Annotated in this window: 11 protein-coding genes; 3 read left to right on the top strand and 8 right to left on the bottom strand. The window is 73.2% G+C overall.

Going from position 1 to position 14,512, the window contains the following annotated elements; genetic code table 11:
• Nucleotides 1–4 precede the first annotated feature (4 nt).
• The 8 genes from ftsW to rsmH all read right to left on the bottom strand — a co-directional run bounded on the left by ftsW (nucleotide 5) and on the right by rsmH (nucleotide 10,748).
• Entirely contained in the window at nucleotides 5–1,351 is a 1,347-nt protein-coding gene (ftsW, locus tag ACZ6ZR_RS15755; protein WP_465642664.1) for a putative lipid II flippase FtsW, read from the bottom strand.
• Nucleotides 1,352–1,385: 34 nt separating this feature from the next.
• Nucleotides 1,386–2,816: a UDP-N-acetylmuramoyl-L-alanine--D-glutamate ligase gene (murD, locus tag ACZ6ZR_RS15760; RefSeq protein WP_465642665.1), complete on the bottom strand. Its 1,431-nt coding sequence runs from the start codon at nucleotides 2,814–2,816 to the stop codon at nucleotides 1,386–1,388.
• Nucleotides 2,813–3,874, bottom strand: coding sequence for a phospho-N-acetylmuramoyl-pentapeptide-transferase (gene mraY, locus ACZ6ZR_RS15765; RefSeq protein ID WP_465642666.1), 1,062 nt, complete (start codon nucleotides 3,872–3,874; stop codon nucleotides 2,813–2,815). Before mraY ends, murD begins: the two co-directional genes overlap by 4 nt.
• Nucleotides 3,871–5,271, bottom strand: a complete 1,401-nt coding sequence (locus tag ACZ6ZR_RS15770) for a UDP-N-acetylmuramoyl-tripeptide--D-alanyl-D-alanine ligase (RefSeq protein ID WP_465642667.1) — start codon at nucleotides 5,269–5,271, stop codon at nucleotides 3,871–3,873. The genes mraY and ACZ6ZR_RS15770 overlap by 4 nt, the downstream gene beginning before the upstream one ends.
• Nucleotides 5,268–6,821: a UDP-N-acetylmuramoyl-L-alanyl-D-glutamate--2,6-diaminopimelate ligase gene (locus tag ACZ6ZR_RS15775; RefSeq protein ID WP_465642668.1), complete on the bottom strand. Its 1,554-nt coding sequence runs from the start codon at nucleotides 6,819–6,821 to the stop codon at nucleotides 5,268–5,270. The genes ACZ6ZR_RS15770 and ACZ6ZR_RS15775 overlap by 4 nt, the downstream gene beginning before the upstream one ends.
• Nucleotides 6,822–6,883: 62 nt before the next feature.
• Nucleotides 6,884–8,995: a peptidoglycan D,D-transpeptidase FtsI family protein gene (locus tag ACZ6ZR_RS15780; RefSeq protein WP_465642669.1), complete on the bottom strand. Its 2,112-nt coding sequence runs from the start codon at nucleotides 8,993–8,995 to the stop codon at nucleotides 6,884–6,886.
• Nucleotides 8,992–9,492 carry a cell division protein FtsL gene (ftsL, locus tag ACZ6ZR_RS15785; RefSeq protein ID WP_465642670.1) on the bottom strand — a complete coding sequence of 167 codons (501 nt, stop codon included), beginning with the start codon at nucleotides 9,490–9,492 and terminating at the stop codon, nucleotides 8,992–8,994. Before ftsL ends, ACZ6ZR_RS15780 begins: the two co-directional genes overlap by 4 nt.
• A gap of 290 nt (nucleotides 9,493–9,782) precedes the next feature.
• Nucleotides 9,783–10,748, bottom strand: a complete 966-nt coding sequence (gene rsmH, locus ACZ6ZR_RS15790; RefSeq protein ID WP_465642671.1) for a 16S rRNA (cytosine(1402)-N(4))-methyltransferase RsmH — start codon at nucleotides 10,746–10,748, stop codon at nucleotides 9,783–9,785.
• A 678-nt stretch (nucleotides 10,749–11,426) separates the two neighbouring features.
• Here rsmH and ACZ6ZR_RS15795 point away from each other — a divergent pair.
• The 3 genes from ACZ6ZR_RS15795 to ACZ6ZR_RS15805 all read left to right on the top strand — a co-directional run bounded on the left by ACZ6ZR_RS15795 (nucleotide 11,427) and on the right by ACZ6ZR_RS15805 (nucleotide 14,440).
• The gene (locus tag ACZ6ZR_RS15795) at nucleotides 11,427–11,966 is read left to right on the top strand and encodes a beta-class carbonic anhydrase (protein ID WP_345279745.1); all 540 of its coding nucleotides are present in this window, start codon (nucleotides 11,427–11,429) and stop codon (nucleotides 11,964–11,966) included.
• Nucleotides 11,967–12,126: 160 nt separating this feature from the next.
• Nucleotides 12,127–13,119, top strand: a complete 993-nt coding sequence (locus ACZ6ZR_RS15800) for an AAA family ATPase (RefSeq protein WP_465642672.1) — start codon at nucleotides 12,127–12,129, stop codon at nucleotides 13,117–13,119.
• Nucleotide 13,120: 1 nt separating this feature from the next.
• Nucleotides 13,121–14,440 carry a DUF58 domain-containing protein gene (locus ACZ6ZR_RS15805; protein ID WP_465642673.1) on the top strand — a complete coding sequence of 440 codons (1,320 nt, stop codon included), beginning with the start codon at nucleotides 13,121–13,123 and terminating at the stop codon, nucleotides 14,438–14,440.
• Nucleotides 14,441–14,512: the final 72 nt, after the last annotated feature.

Below are 14,512 nucleotides of genomic sequence, written 5' to 3' on the forward strand. Positions count from 1 at the left end.
AAATTCACCGCTCCCTGCGCTTCGGCCTCGCGGCCCCGCGCCCCGTGGTTCGTCCTGGCAGCACCCGGTTCAGGACCGACCTGAACCGGCTGTTCTTGCTCCGTGCGGCCAGCGCCGCCCTGGCCTCCGGCGAGCTGCGCGCGAAGCAGAGCAGCACCCCGACGGCGCACAGGGCCGACAGCATCGCAGACCCGCCGTAGGAGAACAGCGGGAGGGGGACGCCCGCGATGGGCAGCAGTCCCAGTGCCGACCCCAGGTTGACCATGGCCTGGGCCATGATCCAGGTGGTGACGGCTCCCGCGGCGTACCTGACGAAGGGGTCCTTCGTGCCGCTGGCCACTCGGATACCCGCGTAGCCTAGTGCCGCGAAGAGCCCGAGGACCGACAGCGTGCCCACCAGGCCGAGCTCCTCGCCGGTCGCGGCGAAGATGAAGTCGGTGTGGGCCTCCGGGAGTTGGCCCCACTTCTCGACCCCGGCCCCGATGCCGGAGCCGAACGGGCCGCCGGCCGCGAAGGCGTAGAGCCCGTGCAGGGCCTGGAAGCAGTTGACGTTGGGGTCGGGCTTGGTGACGCCGATGCAGGCCAGCCGGTCCATCCGGTGCGGCACGGTGATCACCAGCGCGGTGCAGGCGACCACCGCGATGCCCAGCACGGCGGCGAACAGCCGCAGCGGCGCGCCGACCGTCCAGAGCAGGCCGAACAGCATGGCGATCAGGATCATCGTGGTGCCCATGTCGCCGCCGAGCATGATCAGCAGCATCAGCAGCAGGGTGCCGGGCACCAGCGGGACCAGCAGGTGCTTCCACTGGTCGAGCATGTGGGTCTTCTGCTTGCGGGCCAGCAGGTCGGCCGCCCAGAGGGCCAGCGCGAGCTTGGCGAACTCGGAGGGCTGGAGCTGGAGCAGGCCGAGGTCCAGCCAGTTGCGGTTGCCGCCGACCTCCTTGCCGATGCCCGGGATCGCGACCAGCACCAGGGCGCCGGTCACCCCGAGCGTCACCGGGTAGACCAGCATCCGCAGCAGCTTGACCGGCATCAGCGCGAACAGCACCAGGCCGGCCAGGCCCATCAGCACCGCGATGAACTGCTTGCCCACGAAGAAGGTGGCGGGCAGGCCCCATCGGACGGCCAGGATCTGCGAGGAGGAGAAGACCATGCTCAGCCCGAGCACCACCAGCAGCAGGGCCGAGCCCACGATCAGCAGGTACGGGGTGAGCGGACGGGAGAGCAGGTAGGCCACCCGGCCGCGGAACTGCCGCAGCCGGGTGACCGGGTCGGCCGCCTTGAAGGTGGCACTGCTGGCCGAGATGACCGGCGCCTGCCACGGGCCTCGCTCCGGGGCCTGACCCGCCATCACACCGCTCCCCCGTCTTGGTACTTACCTGCGGCTACAACGCCCGGACCGCCTCGGCGAAGAGGTCGCCGCGCTCGCCGTAGTCGGTGAACATGTCCATCGAGGCACAGGCCGGGGCCAGCAGGACGGTGTCACCCTCCCGGGCCAGTCCGGCGGCCGCGCGGACCACCTCGGTCATCGCCACCGCGCCAGTCTCACCCGCTGCCGCCTCGATCACCGGGACATCCGGGGCGTGTCGGGCCAGCGCCCCGGCGATCAGCGCCCGGTCCTCGCCCATCAGCACCACGGCCCGCAGCCGGCCCGCGGCACCCCGCACCAGCTCGTCGAAGGCTGCGCCCTTGGCCAGCCCGCCGGCGATCCAGACCACCGGCTCGTACGCGGCCAGCGAGGCCGCCGCGGCGTGGGTGTTGGTGGCCTTGGAGTCGTCCACCCAGCTGACCCCGCCGACCACCGCGACCTCGGCGATCCGGTGCGCGTCCGGGCGGAAGGCCCGCAGGCCGTCCCGGACGGCGGTGGTCCCCACCCCGTACGCCCGGGCCAGCGCCGCCGCCGCCAGGGCGTTGGTGACGTTGTGCGGGGCGGGCGGGTTCACGTCGGAGACGGCGCCGATCTCGGCCGCGTTCTTGTGCCGCTCGGGCACGAAGGCGCGGTCCACCAGCAGGCCGTCCACCACGCCGAAGTCCGAGGGGCCCGGCGCGCCGAGGCCGAAGCCGACGGCCCGGCAGCCCTCCTCGACGTCGGCCTCCTCGACCAGCGCGCGGGTGGCCTCGTCGGCCAGGTTGTAGACGCAGGCCACCTGGTTGCCCTGGTAGATCCGGCCCTTGTCGGCCGCGTAGGCCTCCATCGAGCCGTGCCAGTCCAGGTGGTCGGGGGCCAGGTTGAGCACCACGGCCGAGTGCGGGCGCAAGCTCGGCGCCCAGTGCAGCTGGTAGCTGGAGAGCTCGACCGCGAGCACCTCGTACGGCTCCTCGGCCAGCACCGCGTCCAGCACCGAGACGCCGACGTTGCCGACCGCGGCGGTGCGCTTGCCGGCCGCCGTCAGGATCGACGCGAGCATCTGCACGGTGGTGGTCTTGCCGTTGGTGCCGGTGACGGCCAGCCAGGGGGCCGGCTCGCCGGTCTCCGGCAGCGGCCTGCGCAGCCGCCAGGCCAGCTCGACGTCGCCCCAGACCTCGACCCCGGCCGCCTCGGCGGTCAGGAAGAGCGGGCTGTTCGGCGGCCAGCCGGGCGAGGTGACGACCAGTCGGGTGCCCTCGGGGAGGGTGGCGCCGTCGCCGAGGCGGACGGTGATGCCCTCCCCGAGCTGGCCGGCGCGGGCACGCAGGCCCTCACCGTCGCCGCCGTCCACCACGGTCACCCGGGCGCCGAGGTCACGGAGGACCCGGGCGGCCGAGATGCCGGAGATGCCCAGGCCCGCGACGACCACGGGCAGGCCCTTGAAGTCGGGGTTCCGAGGGGTCGTCATCCGGTCACCCAGCCCGCGTAGAAGAGGCCGAGGCCGACCGCGACGCAGAGGCCCTGGATGATCCAGAACCGGACCACGATCAGCACCTCGCTCCACCCCTTGAGTTCGAAGTGGTGCTGGAGCGGGGCCATCTTGAAGACCCGCTTGCCGGTCATCCGGAACGAGCCGACCTGGATGACCACCGACAGGGTGATGAGCACGAACAGGCCGCCCAGCAGGGCCAGCAGCATCTCGGTGCGCGAGCAGATCGCCAGACCGGCCAGCGCGCCGCCCAGGGCCAGCGAGCCGGTGTCGCCCATGAAGATCTTGGCGGGCGAGGTGTTCCACCACAGGAAGCCGAAGCAGGAGCCCATCAGCGCGGAGGCGATGACGGCGAGGTCCAGCGGGTCGCGGACGTCGTAGCAGCTGTTGGTGGCGGTGGCCATCACGGCGCAGGTCTGGCCGTACTGCCAGACGCCGATGAAGACGTAGGCGCCGAAGACCATCACCGAGGCGCCGGTGGCCAGGCCGTCCAGACCGTCGGTGAGGTTCACGCCGTTCGACATCGCGGCGATCATGAAGTACGCCCAGATCACGAACAGCACCGGGCCGATCGACCAGCTGAAGTCCTGTACGAACGACAGGCTGGTGGAGGCCGGGGTCAGCCCGCGGTCGTCCTTGAACTGCAGCGCCAGGATGGCGAAGGTCAGGCCGACGAAGGACTGGCCGAGCAGCTTGGCCTTGGCCCGAAGGCCGAGCGAGCGCTGCTTCACGACCTTGATGTAGTCGTCCAGGAAGCCCACCAGGCCGAGCCCGGCGGTCAGGAAGAGCACCAACAACCCTGAGGCGGTGGGCTTCTCACCCGTTATCACCTTGGTCGCGGCGTACGCGATCAGGGTGGCCAGGATGAACGCGATGCCGCCCATGGTGGGCGTGCCGCGCTTGCTCATGTGGGCCTGCGGACCGTCGTCCCGGATCATCTGGCCGTAGCCGTGCTTGGCCAGCAGCCGGATCAGGGCCGGCGTGCCCAGCAGCGTGAGGATCAGGCCGATCAGGCCGGAGAACAGGATCTGCTTCACTGCGCGGCTCCATCGGCCAACAGGGCCTCGGCGACCCGCTCGAGACCCACCGAACGGGAGGCCTTCACCAGGACCACGTCCCCGGGCCGCAGTTGACCCCGCAGCAGTTCCACCGCCGCGTCCGCGTCGGACACCAGCACCGACTCCTCACCCCACGAACCTTCGTTCCTCGCGCCCAGTTCCATACAGGCCGCGTCCCGTCCGCCGACCGCCACCAGCTTGGTGACGTCCAGTCGGACCGCGAGCCGCCCGATGGCGTCGTGCTCGTTGAGGCTGTCCTCACCGAGCTCCCGCATCTCACCGAGCACCGCGAAGGTACGGCGGCGCTCCGGGCCGCGTCCAGCCATGTTCGCCAGCGCCCGCAGCGCGGCCCGCATGGACTCCGGGTTCGCGTTGTAGGCGTCGTTGACCACGGTGACACCGTCGGCCCGTTCGACGACCTCCATGCGCCAGCGGGACAGCGCTTCCGCCTCGCCGAGCGCGGCGGCGGTGTCGTCTACGGACATGCCGAGCGCCACCGCCACCGCTGCGGCGGCGAGGGCGTTCGAAACGTGGTGCTCACCGTACAGGCGCAGGCTCACGGGTGCGGAACCGGCCGGGGTGGTCAGCGTGAACCGTGGCCGTCCGGCGTCGTCCAGGTGAACGCCGGTGGCCCGTACGTCGGCTGACGGACTCTCGCCGAAGTACAGGACCTTCGCCCGCGTACGGTCCGCCATCGCCTTGACCAGGGGGTCGTCGGCGTTCAGGATCGCGGTGCCGTCGGCGGGCAGCGCCTCCACCAGCTCGCCCTTGGCCTCGGCGATCCCGGCCTTGGAGCCGAACTCGCCCAGGTGCGCGGTGCCGATGTTCAGCACGGCGCCGACCACGGGCGGGGTGATGCCGCAGAGGTAGGCGATGTCGCCCTTGTGCCGGGCGCCCATCTCCATCACCAGGTGCTCGGTGGCCGGCTCGACCCGCAGCGCGGTCATCGGGTGGCCGATCTCGTTGTTCATCGAGCCGGGCGGGAAGACCGTGGCGCCCTTGCGGGCGAGCACCTGGGCGATCAGGTCCTTGGTGGAGGTCTTGCCGGCCGAGCCGGTCAGCGCCACCACGGCGGCGGTGGAGCGGTCCACCACGGCCCGGGCCAGCCTGCCCAGCGCGGTCTGCACGTCCTCCACCAGCACGGTGGGGACGTCCAGCTGACGGGTCGCCAGCACCGCGACCGCACCGGCCGCGACCGCCCGGTCGGCGAAGTCGTGCCCGTCCACCCGCTCGCCGACGATGGCGACGAAGAGCGAGCCGGGGGTGAGCTTGCGGGAGTCGTGCTCCACGGAGGAGGAGACCACGGCGGCCGGGTCCGCGTTGTGCAGGGTGCCGCCGACCGCCTCGGCCACCTCGGCGAGGGTCAGTGCGATCACAGGTGCTCAACTCCCTTGGAGGTACGGTGCTCGATCGCCGTGCGCAGGACCTCGCGGTCGTCGAAGGGGCGGACCTCGCCCCGAACGTACTGGCCGAGCTCGTGGCCCTTGCCCGCGACCAGGACGGTGTCCCCCGCGTGGGCGTGGGCCACCGCGTCGGCGATGGCCTCGGCGCGGTCCGGGACCACCAGGACCTCGCCGCGCTCGGTCTCCGGCACCTCGGTGGCACCGTTCAGCATGGTGGCGAGGATCGCCAGGGCGTCCTCGGAGCGCGGGTTGTCGCTGGTGAGCACCGCCGTGTCGGCGAGCCGGGCGGCGATCGCGCCCATCGGCCCGCGCTTGAACGGGTCCCGGTCGCCGCCGCAGCCGACCACCACGTGCAGGCGGCCCTTGGTCACCTCGCGCAGCGACTCCAGGACGGCCTGCAGCGCGTCCGGCTTGTGCGCGTAGTCCACCACCGCGACGAACGGCTGCCCGGCGTCCACCCGCTCCAGCCGCCCGGGCACGCCGGGGACGGCGGCCACACCGGCGACCGCCTCGGCCAGCGGCACCCCGGCGGTCACCAGCGCGGTGATCGCGCCGAGCGCGTTGGAGACGTTGAACGGGCCCGGCAGCGGCACGCTCGCCCCGGCCGACACCCCGTCAGGACCGGCCACCGTGAAGGTGGACCCGAGCGGGCCCAGCTGGACGTCCAGCGCCCGCCAGTCGGCCGCCGGGTCGCCCTTGGCGGAGAAGGTGGTGACCGGGATGGGCGCCTCGGCGGCGATCCGCCGGCCGTACGCGTCGTCGTGGTTGGCCACCCCGAGGCGGGCCTTGTCCGTCTGGAACAGCTTGGCCTTGGCCCGGTAGTAGTCCTCCATGTCCGGGTGGAAGTCCAGGTGTTCCGGCGTCAGGTTGTTGAACAGCGCGACGTCGTAGACCACGCCGTCCACCCGGCCGTAGCTGAGCGCGTGGCTGGAGACCTCCATCACCACGGCCTTCGCGCCGCGCTCGCCCATCACGGCGAGGATCGCGTGCAGGTCGGTGGACTCGGGGGTGGTGCGCTCGCTCTTGATCCGCTCGCTGCCGACCCGCATCTCGACCGTGCCGATCACGCCCGGGTTCAGGCCGGCCGCCTTCAGCCCGCCCTCCACCAGGTAGGCGGTGGTGGTCTTCCCGTTGGTACCGGTCAGGCCGATCATCCGCAGGCCCTCGCTGGGGCGGCCGTACACGGCGGCGGCCAGCTCGCCCATCCGGGCCCGCGGGCTCTCCACCACCAGCAGCGGCACCCCGCAGCCGTCCGCCTGCCCGGCGCCCTCACGGTCCGTCAGCACCGCGACCGCTCCCTGCCCGACCGCCTGGGCGGCGAACCGGGCCCCGTGGTGGTTGGCGCCCGGGAAGGCCACGTAGACGTCCCCGGGCCGGACCGCCCGGGAGTCGTGGGTGACGCCGGTGACCGCCGCGCCCTCGACGGCCGGCACCCCCAGCAGTCGGGCGGCCTCGGCCAGCGGCAGCGCCGCCACGGAGGTCGGTCGGGGCGGGCTCGCGGAGATTTGATCGGGTTTCGGCACGGCCGGAAGGCTATCCGCCGGAACCCCCGTAGAGCCAAACCGGGTCGCTGCGCTCTTGCTCATCAGGGCTTCCGCTCGACGGGGAGGTTCGGGGCCTGGCTGCCGCTGGGGGCGACGCGCAGGGTCTTGAGGGTGAACTCCATCACCTGCTTGAACACCGGTCCGCAGAGCTGGCCGCCGAAGTGGCCGTTCTTCGGGTCCTGGATCACGCAGGAGACGGTGACGCGCGGGGCGTCGGCCGGCGCGAAGCCGATGAAGGAGGCGGTGTAGCCGTTGTACTTGCCGGTCTTGGGGTCCACCCGGTTGGCCGTGCCGGTCTTGCCGGCCACCCGGTAGCCCTCCACGGCCGCCTTGGTGCCGGTGCCCTGCTCGTCCGAGACCACCGACTCCAGCATCTCGGTCAGGGTCTTGGCGGTCTCCGGCTTGACCACCCGGGTCTCCTTGCCGGGCGGCGCGGCCACGTACCGCCCGTCCGGCCCGGTGGTCCCGGCCAGCAGGCTCGGCGTCACCCGGACCCCGCCGTTGGCGATGGCGGAGAACACCGAGGTGGCCTGCAGCGCGTTCACCGACAGGCCCTGGCCGAACGGGATGGTGTACTGCTGCGAGCCGTTCCAGGCCTCCGGCTTGGCCAGGATGCCCTTGGTCTCGCCGGGGAAGCCCAGGCCGGTGGACTGCCCGATCCCGAACCGGGTCAGGTAGTCGTGCAGCACCTTGTTGGAGGCCGCCTGGTCCGCCCCGAGCTTCTCGGCGGCCAGGATGGTGCCGATGTTGGAGGACTTGGCCAGCACGCCCGCCAGGGTCAGGTGCCAGGTCGGGTGGTCGATGTCGTCGTGGAAGATCCGGTCCGAGCGCTGCAGGGTGTTCGGCACCTCGACGTAGGTGTCCCAGGCCGCCGTGCCGGTGTCCAGCACCGCCGCCATCGTCATCAGCTTGGCGGTGGAGCCCGGTTCGAAGGCGTCGCCGACCGCCGCGTTGCCCAGCTGCTCGGCCTTGGCCTTGGCGAGCTCGTTCGGGTTGAAGCCCGGGGATCCGGCCATCGCCAGGACCTGACCGGTCTTCACGTCCTGGACGATGACGTAGCCCTTCTCCGCCCCGGCGTTCGCCACCTGGTCGGTGATGGCCCGCTGGGCCGCCCACTGGATGTCCCGGTCGACGGTCAGCCGCAGGTCCGACCCCTCCACCGGGGACTGCTGGCTCCCGCCGGCCGTCGGGACCTGCCGCCCGCCCACCTGGGCGTAGGTGCTGTGGCCCTCCTTGCCGGCCAGCTCGCCCTGGTACTGGAGCTCCAGGCCGCCGGTGCCGATGCCGTCCGCGTTCACGTAGCCGAGCAGGTTGGCGGCCAGGCCCCCGGCCGGGTAGACCCGGCGCTTGGAGTCCTGGAAGACGATCCCGGCCAGCGGGTTGGCGCAGGCCGCGTCCACCGACGTCCGGCCGCCCTGCTCGGCGGGCTTGCCCACCAGCTTGCGCTGGGCCCGGCAGGCGGCGGTGTCGGCCTGCTTGGCCAGGGTGGCCTTGAGGTCGGTGATCTGCTTCTTGGTCTCCGGGCTCTGACGGGGCGCCAGCATCACCCACTGGGTCTTCGGGGTGTGCAGCAGGGCGGCCAGCTGCTCCTTGCCGCGGTTCAGGATCGGCGCCAGCAGCGCGGCGGCCTGCTCCGGCGCGTCCGGCACCAGCGACTTGTCGAGCGGGTAGAGCGAGGGGTCGGCGGTGACGTCGTACGCGTCCACCGTGGTGGCCAGCGCGACGCCGTCGGAGGACGTTATCGAGCCGCGGTCGGCGGAGAGCTTGGCCTGCACGTACTTGTTGGCCTGGGCCGCGGCGGCCAGCTCGTCCGAGTCCAGCAGCTGCAGCTGGACCAGCCGCCCGGCGAAGACCGAGAAGACCGCCACCATCGCCACGCCCACCAGCCGTAGCCGCTTCTTCGGGTCGCCCAGCTTGATCAGCCGGGGCTGCGGCGGGGCCGGGCGGCGGGGCGGCTGACGGCGCGGCGGCTCGCCGGTGCGCGGGCGGGGGGTGCGGGGGCGCTGCGCTCCGGCCGCCGCCCGGGCGGCTCCTGACGCACCGGCGGCGCGCCCGGCCCCGGCGGCGGGGCGGCGGGCCGGCTGCGGGCGGGGCCGGGGCTTGCCGCTCCCGCTCCCACCCGATCCGCGGCCGGGCTGACGGGGGGTGCTCATCGCGCGGTACCTCCGGCGGACGGGGCGGCCGCTGACGGGGCGTCGAGCGGCGGGGCCGGGTTGATCTGCACCCCGGTGTCGGCGGGCGGAGGGGCGGCCGGCGTGGGGCTGGGCGAGGTGCCGGTGCGGCTCCACAGCTCCTGGTCGGTGCGCTTCACCGGCGGGCTGTCCTCGGCCTTCTCCGGCTTGCCGTTGACCGAGCCGTCGTCCTTCAGGAACCCCAGGTCCCCGCCGGGCACCATGCCCAGCTCGCGGGCCCGGCGCTCCAGAGCGTCCGGCGCGGACTGCTGGTCGATGTCCTGCTGGAGGGTCTGCTGGCGGTCCGTCAGCTCGGTGGTCCGCCGCTCCAGCCGGCTCTGCTCGAAGGAGCCCTCGTTCAGCGCGGTGTTCAGCATCAGCAGCCCGAGCAGACCGCCCGAGAGCAGCGCCACCACCAGCACCGCGAAGGGCGTGCGCCCCCGCATCTGCCGCCGGGCCGGGCGCACCGAGATCCGCACCCCGCCCCCCTGGCCGGGGACCGACCCGCGCTCCCGCCGCGTCCGACCACCCGTCAGGCCTCCACCGGCCACCGGCACCGCTCTTCTCCCTCGCCGCTGCACGTCCCCCCGTCCGGCGTCCGTTCTAGCCGCGGGTCACAGACCGGTTGACCATAGGGCCCGCGGCGTCGCGACCCCGGAGCACGCACCTCGCCGCGTTGTCGTCGGTCGCCGCAGCTCCGCTGCTACTCCCTCCTCCGCCTTGCGATGCACGCGCTCCAGCGCCGCTCCTTCTTCCGCGCTCCCTACGGTCAACCGGTCTCCCTGATCCTCTCCGCCACGCGCAGCCGCACGGGCGCGGCACGCCGGTTCTCCTCGATCTCCTCCTCCGTGGCCAGCTCGGCACCGCGGGTGAGCAGCTTCAGCCAGGGCTGGTGCTCCTCCGGGATGATCGGCAGCCCCGGCGGGGCGGTGTTGGTGGCCGCCGCCGCGAAGTACTGCTTCACCAGGCGGTCCTCCAGCGACTGGTAGGACATCACGGCGATCCGGCCGCCGAGCGCGAGCACGTCCAGCGCGCCCGGGATGGCCCGGTCCAGCACCTCCAGCTCACCGTTGACCTCGATCCGCAGCGCCTGGAAGGTCCGCTTGGCCGGGTTGCCGCCGGTGCGGCGGGTGGCGGCCGGGATGGCGTTGCGCACCAACTCGACCAGACGCGCGGAGTTGGTGAACGGTTCCTTCTCGCGCTCGCGCAGGATCACCGAGGCGATCTTCCCGGCGAACCGCTCCTCGCCGTAGACCTTGAGGATCCGGGCCAGCTGGCCGTGGGTGTAGGTGTTCAGCACCTCGGCCGCGCTCAGGCCGCGGGTCTGGTCCATCCGCATGTCCAGCGGGGCGTCCTGGGCGTAGGCGAACCCGCGGTCCGCCTCGTCCAGCTGCATCGAGGAGACGCCGAGGTCGAACAGGATGCCGTGCGCCTCGGGGATGCCGAGCCGGTCCAGCACCTCGGGGATCTCGTCGTACACCGCGTGCACCAGCGTCGCCCGCTCGCCGAACCGGGCCAGCCGCTCGCCGGAGAGCTTGAGCGCCTCGGTGTCCCGGTCCACCGCCACCAGCCGGACCTCGGGGAACTGCGTGAGCAGCGCCTCGCTGTGACCGCCCAGACCGAGGGTGGCGTCCACCACCACGGAGCCGGGTGCGGAGATCGCCGGGGCCAGCGCGTCTACGCAGCGCTGCAGCATCACCGGGACGTGCTTGGGGGCCGGACTGTCGGTGCTCATGACGACCATTCTGGTCCATCCCGCCCACCCCGCCGCCCACCCGGGGCCCGGCGGCACGACACGGTCGCCCGCGAAGGTGGTCACCCCGGGGGCGCGAGGAACTGCGCGCAGGGGATCGGCACGAGCTGCAACTGGCTCGCATGCCCCGACCTAACGCTGGTCCGCCTTCCGCACTCGCGCCCCGCGGCGGAGCCGCAAATCAGCAGAGCCTCGCGCCCCGGGGTGACCACCGTCGCCGGGCGGTTGCGGTTCGCAGTCCGGGGTCCCCGCCCGCTCGTCCGGGGAAGGAGTGACCGCCCGGCACCGGGGAAGGTGCGCCAGGTGGGCACGGAGCGGGTGGAGGCCTCGGACTGCGTACCGGCCGGGCCCCGGGCGGCAGTTGACGGGCCGTCAGGGGCGGGGCTCCACTGGCCGGAACTCTACCGTCCCCGCCTGCCGAGTCAATCGTCCACGGCCGCGCGCCACCCGGGCGGCGGCATGGATTCCCGCAGGTCGGAGCAGGGGCGGCCGCTCCCCTCCCCCACACGGCGGCACCGCGCGCGACCCCCGCCGCACGCCGGACGGACCGGCACGAACCGGACACCCGGCACCGCTCACCGGCTATGCCCTCCGTCACACCCCACCCGTTCGCCTCCGGCCCCCCTCCACAACGGCCGAAAGCCCACTACCGTCATCGGCATGACAGTGACCCCCGACCGGCCCGTGCCGACCGCCGCTGCCGACTCCACCCCGTCCATCACCGACCGGTTCGTCGCCGCGAACCGCGAGTACGCCAAGACCTTCCGGGACGGCGGGATGGACGCCCGCCCGGTGCGGAACGTCACCGTGGTGGCGTGCATGGACGCCCGCCTGGACCTGTTCGCCGCCCTCGGCCTCGAACTCGGCGACGCCCACCTGATCCGCAACGCCGGCGGCGTCGTCACCGACGACACCATCCGCTCCCTGACGATCAGCCAGCGCGCCCTGGGCACCCGCTCGATCGTCCTGATCCACCACACCGGCTGCGGCCTCCTCGGCCTCACCGAGGACTTCCGCCGCGACCTGGAGCTGGAGGTCGGCCAGCGCCCCACCTGGGCCGTCGAGTCCTTCGTCGACCTGGACGGCGACGTCCGCCAGTCGATGCAGCGGGTCCGCACCTCCCCCTTCATCCCGCACCGCGACGACGTCCGGGGCTTCGTCTTCGACGTCCACACCGGCCTCCTCCGCGAAATCCACTGAGCACCGCGCCCCCGGGACGGCGAGGCCGTCACCCGGGGGCGCGCAAAACGGACACTCCTCCCGTGTCGCCCACTCGGGTGACGACCCGCCCCCCGACAAGGAAGAATGCGCCTTCAGGCCGACCGGCCAGCTTGCATTTTCGGGGCATGGGAGCAATCGAGTGACGACCTTCAACGGACAGACCGGCACGGGCGGTTCAGGACTGCACGAGCTCGGCGCAGTGGTCGAACGGGTCCGGGCCTCGGTGGAGAGCGTCATCGAGGGCAAGCCCGAGGCCGTCCGGATCGCCCTCACCGTGCTGCTGGCCGAGGGCCACCTGCTGCTGGAGGACGTGCCCGGCGTCGGCAAGACGATGCTGGCCAAGGCGCTGGCCCGCTCGGTGGACTGCACCGTCCGCCGCATCCAGTTCACCCCCGACCTGCTGCCCTCCGACGTGACCGGCACCAACGTCTTCGACCAGCAGCGGATGGACTTCGAGTTCCGTCCGGGCGCGATCTTCGCGCAGATCGTGGTCGGCGACGAGATCAACCGCGCCTCGCCGAAAACCCAGTCGGCGCTGCTGGAGTCGATGGAGGAGCGCCAGGTCACCATCGACGGCACCAGCTACGAGCTGCCCAGCCCGTTCATGGTGATCGCCACCCAGAACCCGGTGGAGATGGAGGGCACCTACCCCCTCCCCGAGGCGCAGCGCGACCGCTTCATGGCCCGCGTCTCGATCGGCTACCCCAGCGCCGAGGCCGAGTTCGCGATGCTGGACGTGCACGGCGGCGCCAACCCGCTGGAGCACCTGACCCCGGTCGCGCACGCGCACGACATCCTCAAGCTGGTCGAGGTGGTCCGCTCGGTGCACGTCTCCGACGCGGTCCGCCGCTACGCGGTCGAGCTGGTCGGCGCCACCCGCTACCACCAGGAGCTGCGCCTGGGCGCCTCGCCGCGCGCGACCCTGCACCTGGTCCGGGCGGCCCGCGCCCACGCCGCGCTGGACGGCCGGGACTACGTGCTGCCGGACGACGTCCAGGCGCTGGCCGTGCCGGTGCTGGCGCACCGTCTGATCCCCACCGCGGAGACCCAGTTGAGCCGCCGCTCGACCGAGCAGATCGTCACCGACCTGGTCGCGAGCCTGCCCATCCCGCGTTCGCAGGGCCGGGCCTGAGGTGGCCAAGCCGGACAGTCCGACCGGACTGCGCACCGGGCTGCGCGGCCTGACCACCCGGGGGCGCTCCTTCCTGGCCGCCGGGATCACCGCCGCGCTCTGCGCCTACGTCTTCGGCCAGGACACCCTGCTCCAGGTCTCCGTGCTGCTGGCCGCCCTGCCGCTGGCCGCCGCCACCCTGCTGCTGCGCACCCGCTACCGGGTGGCCGGCGGGCGGCGGCTGAGCCCGTACCGGGTGGCGGCGGGCCAGGAGGCCCGGGTGCACCTGCGGCTGGACAACGTCTCCCGGGTGCCGACCGGCCTGCTGCTGCTGGAGGACCAGGTCCCGTACGTGCTGGGGCCGCGGCCGCGCTTCGTGCTGGACCGGGTGGAGCCGCGCGGCTTCCGCGAGGTCTCCTACCGGGTCCGCTCGGACCTGCGCGGGCGCTACCCGCTGGGGCCGCTGCAGCTGCGGGTGGCCGACCCGTTCGGGATGTGCGAGCTGAACCGTTCCTTCGCCGCCTCGGACGTGCTGACCGTGGTGCCCCAGGTGGTGACGCTGCCGACGGTGAAGCTGCCCGGGGAGTCCACCGGCCACGGCGAGTCCAACATCCACACCCTGGCGCTGGCCGGGGACGACGACGTGATCCCGCGCGAGTACCGGCACGGCGACGACCTGCGCCGGGTGCACTGGAAGTCCACCGCCCGCTACGGCGAACTGATGGTCCGTCGGGAGGAGCAGCCGCTGCGGGCCAAGGCCACCGTGCTGCTGGACACCCGGGAGGTGGCGCACCGCGGCTCCGGCCCGGCCTCCTCCTTCGAATGGGCCGTCAGCTGCGCCGCCTCGGTCGGCGTGCACCTGCTGGAGCGCGGCTACCGGACCCGGCTGCTGACCGACACCGGCCTGTCCGTGCCGGGCCCGGAGGCCGGGGCCATCGCCACCGTGGCGGAGGCGGCCGGCCTGCTGCTGGACTCCCTCGCCGTGGTCGAGCTCTCCGACGGCGGCACCCTGGCCCGGGCCGAGCAGGTGCTGCGCCAGGGCGGCGACGGCGTGCTGGTCGCGGTGCTCGGCTCACTGGACGAGGAGCAGGTGGCCCGGCTCGGCCGGCTGCGGCGGCGGGCGGCCGGGGCGGTCGCCTTCCTGCTGGACACCGGGACCTGGGCCGGCCTGCGCCACCTGGCGCCGGACACCCCGGACCAGGACGCGGCCGACCAGGTGACCCGCCTGCGCGAGGCCGGCTGGACGGTGCTCCCCGCCCGGGCCGGCGACTCGGTGGCCACCCTGTGGCGCCACGCCGAGCGCGCCGCCGCCGTCCCCTACCGCAACGGGGCTGGGTCATGACCACCTCCCGTCCGCACCCCCCGGCCGGAGGCGCTGCGCGCCCGGCCGTCCCTACCGACCGAAGCGGGGAGG

It is taken from the genome of Kitasatospora sp. NPDC088742, from assembly GCF_055584905.1.

Excerpts from the sequence above, each read along its gene's own strand:
- murD (WP_465642665.1), bottom strand. The coding sequence starts at position 2,816 with ATGACGACCCCTCGGAACCCCGACTTCAAGGGCCTGCCCGTGGTCGTC.
- ACZ6ZR_RS15780 (WP_465642669.1), bottom strand. The coding sequence starts at position 8,995 with ATGAGCACCCCCCGTCAGCCCGGCCGCGGATCGGGTGGGAGCGGGAGC.
- rsmH (WP_465642671.1), bottom strand. The coding sequence starts at position 10,748 with ATGAGCACCGACAGTCCGGCCCCCAAGCACGTCCCGGTGATGCTGCAG.
- ACZ6ZR_RS15795 (WP_345279745.1), top strand. The coding sequence starts at position 11,427 with ATGACAGTGACCCCCGACCGGCCCGTGCCGACCGCCGCTGCCGACTCC.
- ftsW (WP_465642664.1), bottom strand. The coding sequence starts at position 1,351 with ATGGCGGGTCAGGCCCCGGAGCGAGGCCCGTGGCAGGCGCCGGTCATC.